8 protein-coding genes are annotated in these 20,749 nt (G+C 34.4%); all 8 read right to left on the reverse strand.

All coding sequences use genetic code 11. From position 1 onward, the window contains the following. Window positions 1-324 precede the first annotated feature (324 nt). A complete protein-coding gene (locus BLV35_RS15335; protein ID WP_091092233.1) occupies window positions 325-3,564 on the reverse strand; it encodes a glycoside hydrolase family 2 TIM barrel-domain containing protein in 3,240 nt (1,079 codons plus the stop codon). Between the two features lie 335 nt (window positions 3,565-3,899). Further along, window positions 3,900-5,360 (reverse strand): discoidin domain-containing protein, encoded by a 1,461-nt coding sequence (locus BLV35_RS15340; RefSeq protein WP_176980633.1) that lies wholly within the window; start codon window positions 5,358-5,360, stop codon window positions 3,900-3,902. A gap of 540 nt (window positions 5,361-5,900) precedes the next feature. Next, entirely contained in the window at window positions 5,901-8,081 is a 2,181-nt protein-coding gene (locus BLV35_RS15345; RefSeq protein WP_091092237.1) for a M1 family metallopeptidase, read from the reverse strand. A gap of 281 nt (window positions 8,082-8,362) precedes the next feature. Beyond that, window positions 8,363-11,371 (reverse strand): glycoside hydrolase domain-containing protein, encoded by a 3,009-nt coding sequence (locus BLV35_RS15350; protein ID WP_091092239.1) that lies wholly within the window; start codon window positions 11,369-11,371, stop codon window positions 8,363-8,365. Between the two features lie 735 nt (window positions 11,372-12,106). Further along, window positions 12,107-13,108 carry a c-type cytochrome gene (locus BLV35_RS15355; protein ID WP_091092241.1) on the reverse strand — a complete coding sequence of 334 codons (1,002 nt, stop codon included), beginning with the start codon at window positions 13,106-13,108 and terminating at the stop codon, window positions 12,107-12,109. Between the two features lie 82 nt (window positions 13,109-13,190). Beyond that, a complete protein-coding gene (locus BLV35_RS15360) occupies window positions 13,191-14,606 on the reverse strand; it encodes an aryl-sulfate sulfotransferase (RefSeq protein WP_091092244.1) in 1,416 nt (471 codons plus the stop codon). Window positions 14,607-15,144: 538 nt separating this feature from the next. Continuing rightward, window positions 15,145-16,833 (reverse strand): RagB/SusD family nutrient uptake outer membrane protein, encoded by a 1,689-nt coding sequence (locus tag BLV35_RS15365; protein ID WP_091092247.1) that lies wholly within the window; start codon window positions 16,831-16,833, stop codon window positions 15,145-15,147. A gap of 19 nt (window positions 16,834-16,852) precedes the next feature. Further along, window positions 16,853-20,008: a SusC/RagA family TonB-linked outer membrane protein gene (locus BLV35_RS15370; RefSeq protein ID WP_091092380.1), complete on the reverse strand. Its 3,156-nt coding sequence runs from the start codon at window positions 20,006-20,008 to the stop codon at window positions 16,853-16,855. Window positions 20,009-20,749: the final 741 nt, after the last annotated feature.

Here is a 20,749-nt window from a genome sequence, read left to right on the forward strand (position 1 = left end):
AAACAAACCTTCATTTATATATAGTAGCAAACTTTTGTTATGTCGCTTGAATACATGTTCGCTCATTTAACAAAATTAGTAATCTTATACTTTTGACACGGAGACAGAACTCTAGAAATCGGTTAATTAAAAAATAAATAATTCTAGTTTTTGAGTGTTTTCTACATTCTAAACAAGAGCTATTCTACTACATAAACCGTCGTACTTCTGGCACCATGTACCCCAAAAAACAACGACTGTTCTATATCGGCCGTCTTTGAAGATCCTCCATAAAAACGCCGTAAATAAGACTACGAAATTATTTTTTCACCGTGCTTATATTTATTACTCCGTTTTTATCCAATAGCTGTAACTATAGTTTTCATAAGGAATTCTGTATTTTTCCATAGGCAATGATCCCCAGCTATCCGTTCCCTGTAGGCCGGTTTGCTGTAAATCCATGTGCAGATAGATTTCGTTTCTTTTGTTCAGTTCGCCGCTATGGTATTGTTTCTTTTGGGCTTCGGGATCCAAATCATCCAGATTATATGGTAAAGCCGAAAAGCTCAATAGACTGTCAGCAAATGCAAAACGTATTTTTTTTCCTTTTGCATTAGTAAAAGTGACCCAACGCACTTCAGTTTTATTACCACTTTCCTGAGGCCTGGCGTAAGGAAAATATTGTTCTTCTACTGACTGCTGGAACTGTCCGATCAAAGTGTTTGTTTTTCTGTCCCAGTAGTTCTCGCCGGGACCGCGACCATACCAATTGATAGTATTGAAGTTTTTGTTGATTACCAAGTCATTTCCAGCTCTCAACATTAAAGGATGATTTCCTTTGATTGCAGTGAATTCATTGTCAACCTTTATACTTCCGTCTCCATAAACGGTGAAGGTTTGCTGGTGAGCCGCATCTCCGTCTAGCAATTTTGTCGTGAATTTTATTTGAATCGAACCATCATTATTTTTGGAAACAACAGCTTTCAATTCACTTCCATTATCGTACGCATTGCGCCAATATCTCAATTTGGTATTAAACCCAGCTCCAATATCATTATCTGTCGGGGCTCTCCAGAAAGAAGGCTTGGGTCCTTGCTCAATATACTGTTCCCCTTTGACCTTATACCCAGATAGAATTCCTTTTTTCAAATCGAAAACAACTTCAAAGTTATTACCTGAAACGGTGCATTGTTCCTTTGTTTCTTTTAATTGCAAAGTCTTTTTTGAACTTGGTGTAAAAACGGTTGCAGGTATCGTTTTCAATAAAAACTGATCAAAGGCAATTTCATATCCTTTAGGCAAGAAAGGCTCTTCTGTTTTTAAGTCAAAGTACACATTTAACTGGTATTCTTTATCAGCTAGCTGCTTGGTTTTGATGGCCAGTTTAAAATTATTTTCGGCTTGGGGCTGTAAAGAAATCGTATTAATCGCACCATTCTCTTTTGCAACACCATTCTCTTGAAGTACCCAACGCATCCTCACATTATCCAGATTCTTAAAGAAGAAACCGTTTTTAATGGAGAGACTGTTGTTACCCAGCCATTTTGCTTTGATGTTTTGGTACACTTTTTTCACTTCCAAAGCCATTGGAGTGAGTTCGCGGTAGGCTGTAACCACCCCTTTTACAGAAAAATTATTGTCGCTTAGATTCTCGTCAACCGGGCCTTCCAACGGGAAATCACCACCATAGGCCTTAATGCGTTTTCCGATCTTAAGGGTATCTATTGACTGATCAATCCATTCCCAAATGAACCCCCCCTGCAGTTTAGGATTGTTTTCTATTATATCCCAATAATCTTGAAAATTCCCTAAGCTGTTCCCCATAATATGGGCATACTCACTTTGGATATTAGGTAATTTGGCATCGCTTTTAGAATAACTCAACAAATCTTCGGGAGACATGTATTGCGGACAAAAAATTTCCGAAAAATGGGTGTCATTCGGTTTCTCGTAATCAATATCTCTTTCGTATTGAATTGGTAAAGTGGTTTGTCCTCTCAACCAATCATAAGCCGCATAAAAATTAGAACCGTCACCAGCCTCGTTCCCTAGGGACCAAGTAATAACCGAGGTATGGTTCTTATCCCTTTCATACATGCGCTGTATGCGTTGCATGTGCGATTCTTTCCAAAGCGATTTATTAGCCAAAGTCACATCTAAATCATAACCCAATCCATGCGATTCGATATTAGCCTCATCAACAACATACAAACCAAATTCGTCACAAAGCTCCATCCAATACGGGTCTGGAGGATAATGGGAATGACGAACGGCATTAATATTCAGTTTTTTCATCATCTCCATATCCTTGCGCATGTCTTCCTTGGTCAATGCGTGGCCTGTTTTTGGATGATGTTCATGGCGGTTAACTCCTTTCAGGAAAATCCTTTTGCCGTTTACAAAAAAATCAGCCCCTTTAATTTCTACTTTTTTGAAGCCAATACGAAGAGGAACCACTTCTTGAACCACCCCTTTTACGTCTTTTAGAGTAAGGTACAGTCGATACAAATAAGGCGTTTCTGCCGACCATTTTTGCACATTTTTTATGGTTGTTTGGAAATGGACATTGGTCTTATATTTCCCTAAAACGGTTGGATATCCATCGGTTTTATCCTGATATACCAAATTACCATTGGCATCCTCTAAACGTACTTCAACCGTCAGACTGTCTTTTTTACTGAGCATTCCATGTTCAGTCTTATAATTATTAATTTCGGCATTGATTGAAAGTAATCCGTTGGAATAACTCTCATCCAATGTGCTAATGATTTTGGTGTCGCGTACATTGAGTTTATTCGTTGTATACAAAAACACATCTCTTTCGATTCCCGAAAAACGGAACATATCCTGGCATTCCAGATAACTACCATCACTCCAACGATATACCTGAAAAGCGATTAGATTTTCTCCTTCTTTTAGAAAATTAGTGATGTCAAATTCGGCTGCCAGCTTACTGTCTTCACTATAGCCCACCTTTTTTCCGTTTACCCAAACGAACAAACAGGACTTGGCGTTGCCCACATGAATAAAAACTTGTTTTCCCTTCCAGTTGGCAGGCAAATTTATTTTTTTTCTGTAAGAACCCACAGGATTATTGTTCTCTGGAATATCAAATGGCGGATTCATTTTTTCATAACGCAGGTTGTGACCGGCAAAATCATAGGGCTGATTCACATAAATGGGCAAACCATAACCGTTTACTTCCCAACTTGCAGGAATACGAAAGTCAGTCCATTGGGTGTCATCATAAGTAAGTTCATAAAAATTTTGAGGACGTTGGTTAGGGTCTTTTACCCAATTAAATTTCCAACTGCCGTTCAATGAAAAAAAGTTGACCGACTTTTCTCTGTCATATTGCTTTGCCTTTTCCATATTTTCAAAACCGAAAGCACTGTTGCGCATGGGCATACGGTTTAGGGAAATTATTTCGGGGTTTAGCAACTCGGCAGGCAATTGTGCAAAAGCTGCAGTAGATAATAGCAACACCACCGTTGCTACTACTACTTTTTTAAGCAACCCAAATTTAGTAATTGTACCAAGTCTTTGTTGTACAGCACTCTTGCGCTGATTTGCTTTTTTAATCATTACTTCTATAGTGTTTTTAGTTTTGGTTAATCAGTTAATGCGATGGTAATTTGCTTCGTTTTTGAGAATTTGAAATTCAAAAATAAAGAAGCCATCTAAAAATTAATTCTCTGTTTCAAGGTAAATAGTTATTAATCCACTAAATCCAAGATAATATTGTAGCTTCTGGATTTCAAATATGCTCTTTCAATATTTTATCATTCAGATCTTTGCGATTAGCGAACCACTTTTATTATCTCTTCCGCAATCAGATGCTTCACTGCAAATGTATATCCCAATAATTTTGCAATGGACTGAACCAATTGCAGCAAACCAAATTTCAGAAGCCCCTTCAATTAATACATTCCTATTTCAGCAAGAGATGCAAATTGTTCTCCATCCCACGAAGAGTTAGCAATAAACTTAAAATACTTGAGTGAAACTGGTACAACAAAATCGAAATATTGTAATCCATATCTGTTTTCAAGATTAAAATAATTTATTTTTGTGAAATTAATACCATCTATACTAACCCACAGATCAAAAGTTTTTATAGCACGCTGTAGATTTACTCTTTGCGAAACGGACAGACCATTTACTGTTTTAACACTACCCATATTAATTACAAATTCATGAGGAAAAATTGCCTTCACTCCTACTGACCAATTGGAGTGCCAGTAAGTATCGAGTTTTCCATCAATAACATTTGCAACAGGTCCATTAGGTGTCGGTTCTCCAGAAGTTTCCTGTGAGCTGAAAGATGCAATAGTCCAATCCTGTTTATTTAGTTCAATACGGGTATTAAAATTAAATACAGGTAGACCGTTGAGAAAGGTATAATAGTAAATGGTTTCAGATATCGTTCCATTATCATGCACCAGAGCAACCTTTAATTCATAAGGTATATTATCCTCTTTATGTTCCAAGTCAGAAATTTCCTCTTCAATATAAAAACTGTTAACACCATTAGGTTTAGCTGACCATGCAACAGCATTATAATCACGATTTACACCTACTCCTTCATTGTTTACATTCGGATCATTAAAATATACCACATCTGTAACAGGGGTATCGGTGCTAAACGTACCTGAAACTATAATAGCTCCTTTAGCAGTATCATACTTTGCTTGGATTGTTTTTATTGATGCATTTACAGTCCCATAATACTTTTTAGTATCCACATTAAACACCTCATTTGTATTTAACTTTGCACAATCTGCTAAAGATAAGAAAGTTGGGCTTTGCCCAAAAGTATAATTTCCGGCACCCATTAATACCGTACCTAAGGTACCTACTTCACTCACTTTTGCTTGGTTGTGACTCAAATTTAACCCATGCCCCAATTCATGGGTCAAACCGCCGAACCATTTGATAAACCGTTTTCCTAATGTAGTAGTTTGTCCAATATATTTCAGATCGAAATCCGCATAATCTAATGCAAAACAAGATCTTCCATAACCAAAAAACGGACCTCCGCTAGGTTCACTTGAAGCACCATCTACATAAGTAGGAATGATTATTAAATTATGATCACTTGTTTGGTCAGCTTGATGATCGGCAAAATAGCTGTCAACCTCTTTCTGGACTGCCTCGACGCCTCCATTGTAAGGATAACTACTTTTTGGCAACTTAGCACGTATCGTGATGATCTTTACACGTTTTGTCGCAGCATTGGTAAATAATCCAAATGTTTTTTCTCCAAAACCAATTCTTTGCATTTCTGTCTTATACCAATTCTGGTCATAAAGCAATATTTCACTTAAGCGTCGCTTATAGCCTTTAATCGTATCCAGATCACTGGGTATAAAATAGATCACGTTCAAATTGTGCGTCCGGTCAGAAGTAAAGTTAACAACTGCGGGTAAAACTGGAGCTGGTCCAGGTGTTACATCCGTCGTTGAACAGGATAAAACACCAAATAATAACATTAAATAGCAAAAGCTAAGATTTTTTTTCATAATAACGAGTTCAGATTAGTTGTATTAAAAATACATATGCTTTTATTTGCTTTGGCGTGAATATTAGCTCCACCTGCATGTTGTCCCTTTTCATCGATTGCCCTTACCAACATTATTATTTTTTTAAGAATTTCCAATTTTCTAATTCCTTACTTTGACTGCAGCAAAAAGAAAGACCAATCTTAAGCATCTCTTTTGGATTATATACAGAACATCTATATATCCTAAATAAAACAACTCTTTAATATTCCAAAACTTTACACTTCTCATAGTACCCAAATTATTAGTTATCAATGTGTTATCTGATTTTTTCCTAAGCCCAAAACACGCTTTAGCATTCTCTATGATCTTTGATTATTTATAGATTCTATTTGATCCTAAAAACAAAATTTTCACTACCTATTTTTGATTATTAAATTTTTTGATTAGCGGCATTACATGTTTTTTAGTGTCTTCATCTAATGATGTAACTACTTTATCTGCGGCAACAGGATCAAATTTTGTTAATCCACATAAACCGGCTGCAATTACATTATAAGATTGATTTTTAACACTTTCTCGCATTAATTCTTTATAATTAGTATCGCCTGTAGATGCCAATTTTACAATTGCAGCGGCTCTAGCAATCGTCTTTCTATCATTTTTAGCTATGTTCAGTATCCTTTTTAATGCAGACTCTTTTATTTGACTATCCTCTAAATCAATTGCTTTAATACTAAGTGTTCGCAAATCGTATTGCTGATCTTCTAAGCCAGCTAATAAAATAAGTTGCCCATCATGACTTTTATCGTTAGCTGCAAATTTTATTGCTTCAATTCGGTTGTAATAGGATGGCGCATTTTTGTATTGATAAAGATAATCCGACACTTTTTTGTTATCTATAATTTGACCAACTAAAATTTTATCTGGATCCATATCTATAAAGTCTGGTTGAGCAGCTACATCAAAACTGAAATTTTGTTCTCTTTTATCAATTAAAATATCCTTTCTTATTTTAGTTCCATTAACATAAAAATCGACTTTTAGCGGGAGGCTAAAAGTTTGCACCGAACTTTCTTGTACTTGTTTTACAACAATTGTGACTTTTCCATTCGCATAACCATAATCAATATTTAAAATTGGATTACCTCCTTGATAATACCATTGGTTAAAGTAAGGACTCCAATCTTTTCCAGTTATCTCCTCCATGGCTAATCGTAACTGGTGAGTTTCTCCATTTTTAAGTGCATTAGTAGTCAAATAACGATTTAACGATTTAAAAAAGGCTGCGTCGCCCATTTGATTTTTTAAAGCATATAAAATTATGGAGCCTTTGGAGTAACTAATATTATCAAACATATCATCTCCTTTCTTATAATGAAAACGTGCTAAAATCGGGCTATCCCCATTTTTTTGAGAACGCAAATAATTTTGTAATTTTTCATAACGGGATCGATCCTCAGCATCTTGTCCAGCATCATGTCCATGCCAAAGAACTTCTCCAAAAGTGGCAAAAGATTCATTCATGGTCAAATTTGACCAGGATTCAGCCGTTACATAATCACCAAACCATTGATGGAAAAGTTCATGAGCAATTGTACTTTCTTGATTATCGTCAAGCAACTCTCTTTCGGTTTTCTGTACATACTCGCCATGTAAAGTAGCCGAAGTATTTTCCATTGCACCAGCAACGAAATCTCTCGCAACAATTTGAGCATACTTCACCCACGGATATTCCATTCCTAACATATTGCTATAAAAATTCATCATATCAGGCGTTTTTCCAAAAATTTGTTTGGCGTATGGCGCATACTTCGGCTCTAGGTAATAATTAACTTCTTTTCCTTTGTATGAGTCTTTAAATACTTTAAAATCTCCTACGGCCATCATAAATAAATAAGGCGAATGAGGCAAGTCCATTTTCCAGGTATCCGTACGAGTCCCGTTTTTGTTGGTTTTTTGTGCAATTAATTTCCCATTTGATAAGGTAGTATATTTAGCATCTACTGTCATTGCAATTTCAGAAGTTGTTTTTTGATTTGGTGAATCGATAGTAGGAAACCAAACAGAGGATGATTCCGTTTCCCCTTGTGTCCAAATTTGAATTGGCTTATCCTCCTTGCCTTCAGGATTTATAAAATACAATCCTTTTGTATCAGTAATAGCAGTGCCCTCTTTTGATTTTAATTCATCCGGTTTTGCTGTATAATTAATAAAAACAGTATAGTTCTCTGTGCTTTTATACTTTCTATTTAAGGTAATAAAAAGTTGCTCATTGTTATAGGTATATTTTAAAGGAATACTTTTCTTCCCTACGACTATAGAAATTTCTTTAATATCCATTCCTTTGGCATCTAAAGTAAGTGTATCCGTTTCGTAAAAATGAGGCTTTAAAGTCACCCATCCTTTCCCGTATAAGTATCGCTTACCATAATCAAATGATACTTCAAGTTTTGTATGCACTAAATCATTAACTTTTAAAGCAGTAACTCTATAAGCTGATAATTCATTTTTATTTTGGTCAATATTTTGTGCTTCTATTTTTTGGCATGCTAATAAGACAAAGCTAAAAATGGTGTATTTTAAAAAGAGATTCTTCATTTTGTTTTATTTATAATGATTGTATTTTGATAGAATTACAGCAAATTATTACGTTGTTCAAATACTTCTTTTAAAGCTTTTCTATAATTCGAACTTCATCGTCTTTTTCATCCGCAGTTAAACATTTTCCAATAATTTTGGCATTCACAAAAAAGCTTCCAAAGAGCAAAATGAACACTAATGGGTTAAGTTTTATATGGAACGATTTATCGTTTTTATTATAGTGTAGTTTGACTGCCTTTTAATTCAACTAAAAAGCAGCCAACTATATCATATTGACGTTATTCCTTAACGATAAGCAACCATCCTTTCCCTTTTGTCACAGCTACTTCATCCGTAACAAAAAAGGTTTGCGAAGGTTGAAAGTTAGTAATCGCAGGAGCGGTTATCGTAGCTTTGGCAGGATCTATTCCCAACTTCTTCCAGTCGATGTTGAGTTTTACTTTTACATCAGTATCAGCCCAACTTGCAATAGCAATTAAGGCAGTACCGTTCTTTTTATAAACAGTGGCTAACACTTTATCATTGCTTGTTTTTACAGGACAATTTTCACTCCAATATCCAATCATTTCGGTTCCTTTCATTCCAAAATCATCCCAAACTTTCCAGATCGGACGTGGATCGGCATTATCGCTCCATGGCATTCTATTAGTCATTCCATAAATCATTCCACGCCAAGGATTTCCTCCATCTTGCAACATTTCCCCCATTAACCCATAAGGAATTCCACTAACTTCGGTCAGGAAGAAATCAGGATTACTTTTTTCATAATCGAAATATTCTCCAAACCATAGCCTGTTTAGATATGGGAAATGCTCCATGTACAAATTGGCACTGTTATTAAACCCATCACTTTTGTTGTATTGGTTAGCCGAGTGTAAATCAATAATTCCGGGATGGCCATTTTGCGTAAGCACTCTTTTGATACGCTTCATGGTGATGCGATCAAAAGCTACATCGTCAAGATAAATACCATCGATACCCACTTCTTTTGTTAACCAATTCATCCCTTCTACATAATAATTATGCCAACGACTCATACCACTATTTACAATGGCTGCATCTTTTATTTCAGGAACAAACCAAGCGGCAAGATAATCATCGCCGATATGCTCTTGTAACCAACTGAAACCTCCACCTTTTCCCGGAGAATATATTTCATGACCCAAACTTCTCATTGCGAATGTTTCATAAGCCTTATTCGAAAGTTCCCTTACGGTATTATAAATCTTAACCTTTAACCCTTTACTGTGTGCCTCATCAATAAAGGTTTTCATTTTTACATGCTCTATAAAAGGATAATTGATGTACGGATTAATAGGCGTTGCATGGTGAATATTAGCTACCGTAGCTCCTGTAGCTTTGATACTGTCTATAGCATTATAACTGTGATAAAAACGAGTTTCCCACTGAAAATCAGTATCGATTGCATGGAAAGGAGTTATTAACAAGGTAAAATTATAATACAACACCTCTCCTTTTTTCATACCGCGACTACCACTATAGGCGTTCACTAAAACCGCTTTTCCTTTTTGAGAAACATTAATTCCTCCTTTATTATCATTACCCCAAGAAGTAGGCAACAACAACGGTTTTTGCAAATAGAAATTCGTATTCAACGGACGGCTGTATTTTTCATCACGAAGTGAAAATTGCAATCCTGCATTCACATTCCCAATCCAAGCTCCATCTTGATTTTTATTGGCCACATCCCATTTCCATTGTAAATTTTCAGGGCGATTCCCTCCTTTTTGCCCAAGCCCCATCAGGTACTTTGCGGCAGTAGGCTGCATGGGTAAATGAAAATTAATGTCACTAAAAACAACATCTTCAAGTGCAGTTATTTTTACAGTATACGATAAAAACCCGTCAAATTCTAAAGCCGCATTTACATCCATTTGTACAGCGTCAGAAGTACTGCTGCTTTCCCAAGCCACAGTTCCAGCATCTTTTTTCAAGAATTTTACACCGCTAATTTTCCATTTTTGACATTCTTTTCCAGAACTATCCAAAAATTTAAAATGAGCTGGTTCTATAAGAAGGTCATTTGCTTTTGTTCCAATTGAAGTCATTTCTGGAGTAAAGAATGTTTGAATTTGTTTAGGAAATCCATCTTCATTCAGTTCCATTTTTCTACCTAATAAACTTATAGTATTCTTATCTACTTCTAATGGAATGTACGGTGCAATTACAGTGTTTTCCTGTGCCAATGACGAATTCAACCATTTTAAGCGGGTTTGTTTCCAAGGCTCGCTTATACCTCCGTCAGCAGCTAATTTATCCGTTATTTTTAAATTAATTTGAATGGTTCTAGATTTTTGTCCATCGGCAGTCACCGTAGCTTGTCCTATGTAATCTCCAGCTTTGACATCCTGAGGCACATCAATACCACACCACAATGGCTGTACATCATCTTTTATTACATCTACTATTTTCTTAAACGGCTTATCATCATACGTAGTACCATCAGTGTTAATGCAAGCTATTCTTGAAACGGGAATAGTTTCCCCTGAAACTGCAGTTAATTTACTGAATATTACTTTTACATTTTTCAAGTTCTGCAAAGCATAAACTCCTAACTGATAAGCATAGTATTCTCCTTTATTTGCCTCTCCGGTAAACGACGAAGGGATTGGTTTGTTCATCCACTTCATAGGTAAATCATGTTTCATTCGTATGGAGAACATTCTATCTTCGGGTATTACAACAAAGCCAGAAGATGCTTCATTAGAAAGAAAAGTAGCCTTCTCTTTTACAGTAGCAATAAAATCCATTGGATAAAAACTGTTAAAATCATCTACCGATTGATATTCTGTCATTTGCGCTTCAGCATATGTTTTAGATGATGAAACCTGCTTCAACCAATCTGCAGACGCAGTCTCCACGGATTTTAAATAAACTCCCTTTGGGTAATTAGCACTTCCTTCATTTCTGTATAACAAATAGTACACATAATAATTTCCTGCTCCAGAAACTGGCTCAAAAAGTAATTCACCAAGTTCCCTGTTGCTATTTTGTAGAGTAACGTTTGTTATTTTTTTATTCGTTTTGGCATCAATAACTACAAGCGCTTTTGCTTCCGGATTTGTATCTTTTCTTCTCCATGGAATTATTACGTGGCTGACATTTTTGTTTTTAACCAAAGCTTGTGTCGAAACGTTTATTATAAATCGATGGTTCCCCAATACATCAGGATCCCAACCGTTATTCCCCGAAGTATAATTAATTTGTTGGCCAAAAACAGAATGCAACAAAAGAAAAAATGGCAGTATTAGAATTATTTTTTTCATAAATTATTATTATTAAAATAAATATAAATTTTTGAATGACAAGCAACTTAATCCTTTAGAAACTTCATTATTTTCAAATGAAACTATAGCTATAAAGATTTTATATCCACTTTATCTCTAAAATGTCTAAAACACTTTTTTGCTGTAATTTAATTAAATTAAATTTCTCTAAAAGACTGATTTTGTTTTAACAACACCAGCAATCCAATCATTTCAATCACGAAATTATCGATTTAAATTTTATAAAACAAGAAAATAGCAATAAAATGTGCTCGAACACAATTAATTTGCATTTTAAACAGAATTAAAAAAGACATAACTCATTTTTATAGAAAAAAAACAAAATTTAAACAAAATAGAAAGGACAATAATACCTCATCAAAATGACTAATTTACAATAGTCGAGTAAAATAAGAATAACCTTCAAAAAAAAACTTAATTCCTAAAACAACACCCTATTTCTTATCTTCAACATGAAATGAAAAATCAATAGCAACCTTTAAATCACTAAAACTCTTTCTTAATCTCAAAAAAAGCTAATAATGATATTATATGCAAAGAAATTAACATCTTCAATATTTTTTAGAAACAAATAAAAGAGAGCGTTTCTACCAGAACATCAAAAATTGAATTATAAATCATTCTCGGTCTCATTGTCAACCATGACAAAATTTAAAACTAAAAACCCCACTCTTAATACGAAAGTGGGGCTAATTGTCAATAATAAATAATAATCTAATAAACTGGCTTCCAACCTTGCTTTTTCCAATAACCAATAATTGGTTGGTAGGGTCCGTATTTATGTTGAGTCTCTGAGAAAATGTCGACAAAAGGTCCTTTGTCATAATCAATAGACTTATCCTTATTATCTGGATATACAATATCATGAGTTTTAGCGTTCGGTCTCTCGTGAATTGAATCATCATTAACATAAGCAGCTATATCCAATGCCTCTGTATCTGTAAGATATGGTTTACCAAGGGTTACTTTATCATAAGGCATATTTGCTTTTAACCATCTTGCTTGCTTGATAATTCTATGCATACTCGAACCCGGTTGATAACCAAATTCTCCCCATAGAGGTGGGTAAACATATCCTGATTTGTCAGCATTATATTGGCCTTGCCCGTCGATACCATGACAGCGAACACAATTTTCTATAAAAAGCGCTTTTCCACGCTCTGGACTTGCAGCAATATCTGGAAATGAAATCTCAATACTTTTTGCTCCATTGAACAGGCTGTCTTTTGAAACAAAACTATTTATCCATTTATAATAAGAGAGAAAAGCAACCATTTCCTTACTGTCAAGTGGTAGTGGCCTACCATTATGTGGATGCATCACACAGTTGTTTACCCTTTCTGCAAGAGTAAGTACTTTTCCTTCTCGACCTCTAAATTGAGGATAGTTGTCATTCGTAGTTATCAAATTGAATGAATAAGGCTTGGTACCCGCATCTTGATGACAATTAGTACAATTCATTTTATTTCCCAAATATTTCCCATTAATCCCATTTGGTCCAATATAATAAGCTGTCCTAAGCATTAATTCTCTTCCATAACGTACTGATTCTCCAAATTTATCATTGGGGATTTTTGAAGCATCAATAGTAATATAATAATCTGCATCAGTTGCTTGCGCAGACGCTTCAACTGACTTCGCATTAGAAGAATTACAAGAATTTAAAATAAAGATGATCAATACTGCAATCAAACTAATAATACTATTTTTTTTCATATCTCAAGTTAATTAGATCGGATTAGAAATAAATAGCACAATTAAAATATCCTATAACCCAAATCCTAAATTTTATTTTTTTTTAATTTAACAGAAACGGCTTGAGTTTCTCTTTAGGAATAAATTGAACCCGATATGGAGGGAAATTTGATTCCAATGTCCATAGAATTGTCCCTTCAGTATCAACCAAAACGGTCTTGTTTTTTTTAGAACAACAAGCCAAAATGGCACTATCCCCTATCATATAAGCACTTCCCATCCTTTCATTATATATCTTAACAGGCAATTTAATATGCAAATCTAATTTAGCCTTTTGATTTTTTTCATCAATGTTTAATGCAAAAACGGAGGATTGATGTTTATCAACACCATTATCAAAAAACATTAAATTACCTTTTGAATTAATGTGCACTGCGTGTGCTTGCGAAAAATTACAATCGGCAGGCATAGCTATTGTACCGCCTTTACCTATTTTCCAAATGACTTTTCCGTTATGGGAATCCACTTTCCAAATTTGTCCATTATTATAAAAAGAGATAATAAAATTTCCATCTTTATCATAATTTAAACTGTTCGCATGCATCCAGTCCTTTTTTGTTTTAAGTAAGTGTGGGTCTTTCATGGGATCCATCACATCAAAGACACTCCATTTCCAAAGTTTTTTTCCTTTTCTATCCAAGATAAGGATTCCATCACCTTTTATGGTATCTTTTTCTTTTCCTCCAATGGATCTTAAATCTATTATCTTTTCATCAACATATAAAGTTACTATTTCCTCCTTGCTCTTTTTAATAATTTCATGATGTATTACTTGCTGAAGATCTCCTTCTCCTTTCTTAAGATGGGTTAAAGTATCTCCTAGCAAATTAATTTCCAAAATTTCACTACCATAGCTGGCAGGATCGTCATTATTTCCAAGTATCGAAATAATACTTTGATCATCAGTAAAACGAGAAACTTTAAATCCTGTTTTATCCACGGCATGATACCATCTTAAATTACCTCTATAATCAATAATATATGCTACACCAGGTGTTTCTCTTTTGCTTAAAAGCATAAATCCTTCTTTGAACTCTTGAGGCAGTAATTTAGAATCTTTAAAGCTTACTTCAAATTGTTTTTGTATCCATTCAAGAAATTTTCCGGATTTAAAGTTATAGATTTTACTTGTCTTTTTAATACCATCTTGATAGGTAACAAGTTGATAACTATAATTTGTTAAAGGAGTAATATTAGTAATAACTATAGAGTGAGCCAATCCATTGTTAGAAATTAAAGAAGCCATTTTTCCTTTAATCCCAATACGATCTGGCCAATATTCAGCAAAAACTTCGGCCTTCTTACTTGTAACTACATCAATCTGAATTTGCAATTGATTACTACCATGTGTTCCAATACTTATTGTCTCTATGATATTGCCATCATTTCCAGAGCAACCTACTACGAGGTATATCCCAAAAATCACTGTCATTTTCTTTATTAAATTATGGATCGTCATACGTATATTATTTATTTTGAGAAATTTTTATTGGTGCGGTTGCTCCAACTCTTAGATGGTATGCATTTACAAGAACAACATATTTGTTCATCCTGATTAAATATGAACGGCGTTTTCCTTCATAGAAAAGTTCCATTATATTAGCTATTTCTATGGTTAAAAAAAAACATGAATAAAACATATTGTAAAAGCCTTAACATCACGAAATTATTGATTTAATTCCAATAAAACAAGAAAATCAATAAATAATGTGTTCGAGCACATGGAGGCAATTTTTTATATCAAGCTTTATACAATTTATACGAAATGAAAACTTCTGAAAACAATAACTATATTGAAACTTATTAAACACCTTAATACATTTTTTTTAGTTTCTCTTATACCTTTCTTTAACAATTATTAAGAAAATTTCTTTCTACATAGTTAATATGTGGGAAGGCAATTAATAAACGGATTTTTAATTTACATATATAAAACTAAAAAGCCCCATCTACAATTGTAAATGAGGCTTTTTCTACAAAAAACAAACCAAATATTGTTAATATCCTTTAGCTGCTTGTGCATCTTTTAAATTAGGATTGTGATCAATAGCACTTTGAGGATAAGGCATTTTAATAAATTTATCTTCCCAAGTTCGTTCCTGAGCCTTTCCGTTAGTAATATCATAGATTGTTTTCATAACACTACTGGCAATATTCCAACGACGAATGTCGTGAAAACGTTGTCCTTCACCTGCTAATTCAATACGCCTTTCATTGCGTATCAATTCACGTAGCTTGACTTTTGTACCATACACGATCGGATCAACTGCAGGCATTCCAGCACGGTCTCTAATGTCATTTAATGCCGCATAAATAGTAGCGTCTGGACCAGATGCTTCATTTTTAGCTTCAGCGTAAGTAAGTAAAATTTCCGCATAGCGAATAAGTTGAATATCCTGTGCACCATCCCAAGTATTACTTAAAGAAGCAGGGTCAACTACTTTCCTAAAGTTATAACCAGTTTTACTGTTGTTATTACCTCCTTTACCCCATTGAAACACATAACCTGAGTCAAAGTTATCCCAAGGATTTGACGGAAATAAAATACTAGCATATAAACGAGTATCTCTATTTTTAAACTCATCATAATATGCTGCATTAGGCGCTCCATTATTGTAATTTGAAGCACGTTGTGCCGCAGTAGGTGGAGTAAAAGGATTACCGTTTTTATCCCAGTACGCATTCACTAGCTCAACAGTTGGGGTGATAGAGCTCCATCCTCCTGTATCGTTTGGCAGAAATAAAGTATTTAATGAATTTCCAAATTCATAAGAAGAATTAGTTATTTTTTGTACAGCCAAAACAACTTCGCTGTTGTTTTCATTATTCGCCCAAAATTGTTGCTCATAACTAGCCATTCCTTTGTAGAATTTTTCTTTCTCCGCTACATTTGCAAAAGTTAAAAAATTTGAATAGTCACTTTCAACGTCTTTTGCTGATAAAGCTGAAACTCTGAATAAATTATAACCCATTCCCATCACATGTTTAGCACTGGCAGCAGCTTCAGAGTATTTTCCATATTGCAATTCTACTCTTGCTTTGATTGCCCATGCAGCACCAGTTGTAATTCGGCCTGTTTCATTATTTTTTCCACCCGCATAGTTCACTGGAAGCTGATCAGCAACACTTGTCAATTCTGACAATACAAATGCAATTACATCAGCTTCAGGTGTAGGTATTACCGCTGTTTCTATAGGGTCTGAATATAAATTTTTAAGCAAAGGTACTGCTCCAAAATTTCTCGCTAATTCAAAATAAGTCATTGCTCTTAAAACTTTTGCTTCAGCAATAAATCTTTTCTTAAGATCCTCATTCATAGGAGTCTTACCTACATTGTCCAAAAAATAATTAAACTGTCGTATTGCGGTATATCTTACTTTATATCCACGCTCTAATGATGCATTAATATTACCCGCCCCTAAATCAGTTGCAGGGCCCTCCCAAGGGTATTGAGCATAGGCATTATCAGAAGCAGCATCATCATAGGCAGTGTCATAATAGAGCGATATGCTCAAATCTATATATTTGTAGCATGCTGTCAAAGCTAAACGAGCTTCCGTTTCATTTGTCCAGAAAGTACTACTTGATATTTGATCCTGCGGTAGTTTATCTAGCGAAGCGTCAGAACATCCGCTTAGAGCTGTTATTGCTAAAATAGCAACTATTTTATATGATATATATTTCATGAAATTTAAATTTAAATTGTTATAGAGACACGTTTAATCCAAAAGAAAAGGTTTTAAGCTGTGGATAGGAAGATCTAAATGAAGCCATTTCAGGATCAAAATCTTTCATTCTTTTATCTCCTCTTATAGTGAATGGATTGTTACTCGATGCATATACTCTTATTCCTTGAACATTGATTTTTGAGGTTAAAGTCTTAGGCAAACTGTACCCAATCGATACGCTTTTAACTCTAAAATAAGACGCATTAAATAACCAAAAACTAGATTGTTGGAGATTGTGGGTGTTATCCGCTGAATTTAGTATACGAGGATAAGAAGCATTCGGATTCGGGTTATCTACAGTCCATCTGTCAAGCACATATTCTTTAGCACCCGCACCATTAAAAAAGGCTTGAGATGCTTCTTTATCAAGATATACTTTTACATCAGTAACTCCTTGTCCTAATAAAGAAAAGTCGAAATTTTTATAATTAGCTGTAATATTTAGACCATAAGTAATATAAGGCACATCGCCTCCCGTGACTACACGGTCATCCCCATCGATCTTATTATCCCCATTTTGGTCTATGTATTTGATATCCCCTGCTTTAGTTTTATTTGATTGATAAGCATGAGCAGCAACATCATCGTTAGAAGCAAATAGTCCATCAGCTTCCAACATATAAAAAGAACCTATCGGCTGTCCAACTCGGTTAATCCAATTACCGTTTATTTGATCGCCTTGATCTCCAAGATCAATAACTTTATTCCAGATTCTACTGAAATTTCCACCTACTGAAAAATTAAAATCACCAATATGATTGTTGTGTGTCAGCGACAATTCAATTCCTTTATTTTGCACTTTGGCTAAATTTACTGAAGGACTAGCTGAACTATCTAAACCGGCTTCATCTGGTAAGGATGGATTTGTTAACAATATTCCATTAGTCATTCTTTCGTATGCATCTAGCTGCAAATTCAATTTATTTCTCCATAAACTTAAATCCAGACCAACATTAGTCATATTCACTTTTTCCCAAGTAAGATTAGGATTACCTAATTTTCCTAAGAAAATCCCAGTTTGCTTGGTACCATCTAAAATAGCACCAACACCAGGACTTAGCCCATCATAGAAATCATAATCACCTACATTGCTTACACTACCAAGTTTACCCCAAGAAGCACGGATCTTAAATTCTGACACCCAGTCAACCGACTTCATGAATTCTTCTTGAGAAATACGCCAAGCTCCTGATAAAGAAGGAAAAACCCCTTTTCGATGTCCTGGAGAAAATCTTGAAGACTCATCAACTCTTAAACTAGATTCAAACAAATATTTATTGTCATAAGCATAATTAAAGCGTCCAAAAACAGATTTGAAGGAATTTCCATTAATATTACCTGTAGCAGTTGTATTCAAAGGGTCTACTGAACCCGCATTGATTGCATCCAAATTATTATTAACAAACGACTTACGATCTACCTGTATAAATCTACCTGTGTTATCTTCAAAAGATGTTCCTACTAAAATTTTACCATAATGTTTGTTTATGTTCCTCTCATAACTGGTAAGAAGTTGTGCTAGCAAATTACTTGAATTTTTCCAATTCTCAGAAAGACTATTAGGACCTACTCTCGTACTACTAATTTCTGCTCCAGTAAGAAAATTTAATACTGGATCAATCGTGTTAACAAAGTTGCTCTTGAAACTATTGTAGTAATTATAAGAAAATTGCCCAGTAATATCAAGTCCTTTTATAGGTGTCAAAGTAGCATTTACGGAACCTAAAAATCTGTTGGTATTGTATTCGGATCTACCACCCTCTTCTAATGTACGTAATGGATTTTGTCCAGCTAAAGTAGGATCTACTAAACCTCCATTAATACTTCCCCAATTGCCATCGGACTGTCGTACCGCCAATGTTGGCACCATTCTATTTAAAGCTGTAAAGTTTATATCTCCCTTACTATTATCAAAACCATCACGAATGAAAGAAAGATTAGTTCCTATTTTGAATTTATCGGATATTTTAGATTCTAGATTAGAACGGAAGGAAAAACGTTTAAGGTCTTTACCAGGAAGAAGTGAGTTTTGTTCAAAAATAGATCCACTCAAGAAATAACGAGTATCTCCACCACCAGAAACGCTTAATTGATGCTCGGACATAGATGCAGAAGCTCTCAAAACTGCCGCATACCAATCTGTATCAGCGAATAAATCAAGATTAGACTTGTCTTTTATTGTTTGCAGATCCGAAGGAGAAAACCTTAAGGACTTTCCGGCATTTGAAGCTGCCTCATTACGCAATGTGGCATAATCATAAGCTCCCAACCATTTTGGTAACACGATAGCTGACTGAGCAGCATAGTAAGTATTATAATTGATTGCCATTTTTCCTTCTTTACCTCTTTTAGTGGTTACAAGGATAACACCATAAGCAGCGCGAGAACCATAAATAGCTGAAGCTGAAGCATCTTTTAACACTGAAATACTTTCAACATCATTTGGATTGATTCTTGAAAAATCTGCAGAACCTACAAGCACACCATCCACTACATACAAAGCTTCTGAAGCACCTAGATTCCCTCTTCCTCTAAGATTAATAGACCCTAGATCAGATCCCACATCCCCAGGACGTCCAAGAATATTCACTCCTGGCACAACACCTTGCAACGCATTAGTCAAAGAAGTTACAGGACGATTAACCAATACTTTACTACTGACCGTATTTACGGCCCCCGAAAGATTCACTTTCTTTTGTTTAGCATAACCTACAACAACAATTTCATCTAGTTTTTGGCCTAGCTGCTTTAAAACAATAGTAAGTGGAGCATTACCTATAGTAACTTCTTTTGATTCCATCCCAGTGAAACTAATAACCAATTTGGTACTATTTGCTGGCATGTCTATCGCAAAGTTACCATCAAAATCGGTTAGAACAGCAACTTTAGTTCCTTTCGCCATAACAATTGCCCCTGGTAAAGGGCCTCCATTTTCGTCAACTACTTTTCCTTTAATAATTTTTTGCGCAAATTTCCAATTCTCTATTTTAGGAAAACTATCCTTTTTAGAGATTTCCGAGGCACTAACATTTAGCGTCACATTAATTAACAAAAGAGTTGTTAATTTAACAAGACTTCCAGATAAAGCATAGCACTTTAAATTTCTGGGTTTGTTTTTAGTTAATAATTTCATAGTCATTTTATAGTTTGGTTAATAATAATCCTCTTCTTTATTAAATATATTTTTCAAATAATATTATTTTTTTTGTCTGCCTTATTTTAAAATTCACAACTAATTATTTAAATAAACTTAATTGAGTTCTATATAAAAAATAAGTCTTTATGTCAACTTTAACCTTTTAAGCTTAGTCTAAAAAACAAGTATTTAACTCTTAAGAATGGCTAAACTATATATTAAATTTTAATAAAACAAGGAAAGGTAATACAAATGTGTTCGAACACATAAAATTAGTGTTGTCGAGCACATAAAAACAAGTCGAAATATTCTTTAAGTTAAAATTTAAGCTATTACAAAAAAAAAACTAAATCACTTTATTGATTAAGTATTGAACCTCAGAAACCATGAATCCAATTTAAATTAAAAATGGTTTGTCCCAAATTGGCTTATTATTTACGATTAACTCAATAGTGTTCGTTTTTTTTAACAATCGAAGAAATTTTAAAGTTTGTAAACTACAGAGCTAGACATTATGGAGGTTGAGTTTAGACGAATTAACTTCATATTACTTTGGACTCATTAATTAACAGGTCCTTTTACCTATTAAATATGACTTTATTTAGAATATAATTATATACACAATTTAAAACATCCATCTCTAGATCATATAATGGTTCCCCTTCCCTTAGCAATTTCATTGTCTCGCCAACATCTCGGTAAATAAGTATTAATCTAAACTTGAATTAAACTGCCTAT

The sequence above is a fragment of the Flavobacterium gillisiae genome, from assembly GCF_900107635.1.
GTDB classification, from domain to species: Bacteria; Bacteroidota; Bacteroidia; order Flavobacteriales; family Flavobacteriaceae; genus Flavobacterium; species Flavobacterium gillisiae.

What these genes read in the sequence shown, in the direction of transcription:
- BLV35_RS15335 (WP_091092233.1), bottom strand. Translation starts at nt 3,564, where the DNA reads ATGATTAAAAAAGCAAATCAGCGCAAGAGTGCTGTACAACAAAGACTT.
- BLV35_RS15345 (WP_091092237.1), bottom strand. Translation starts at nt 8,081, where the DNA reads ATGAAGAATCTCTTTTTAAAATACACCATTTTTAGCTTTGTCTTATTA.
- BLV35_RS15350 (WP_091092239.1), bottom strand. Translation starts at nt 11,371, where the DNA reads ATGAAAAAAATAATTCTAATACTGCCATTTTTTCTTTTGTTGCATTCT.
- BLV35_RS15355 (WP_091092241.1), bottom strand. Translation starts at nt 13,108, where the DNA reads ATGAAAAAAAATAGTATTATTAGTTTGATTGCAGTATTGATCATCTTT.
- BLV35_RS15360 (WP_091092244.1), bottom strand. Translation starts at nt 14,606, where the DNA reads ATGACGATCCATAATTTAATAAAGAAAATGACAGTGATTTTTGGGATA.
- BLV35_RS15365 (WP_091092247.1), bottom strand. Translation starts at nt 16,833, where the DNA reads ATGAAATATATATCATATAAAATAGTTGCTATTTTAGCAATAACAGCT.
- BLV35_RS15370 (WP_091092380.1), bottom strand. Translation starts at nt 20,008, where the DNA reads ATGAAATTATTAACTAAAAACAAACCCAGAAATTTAAAGTGCTATGCT.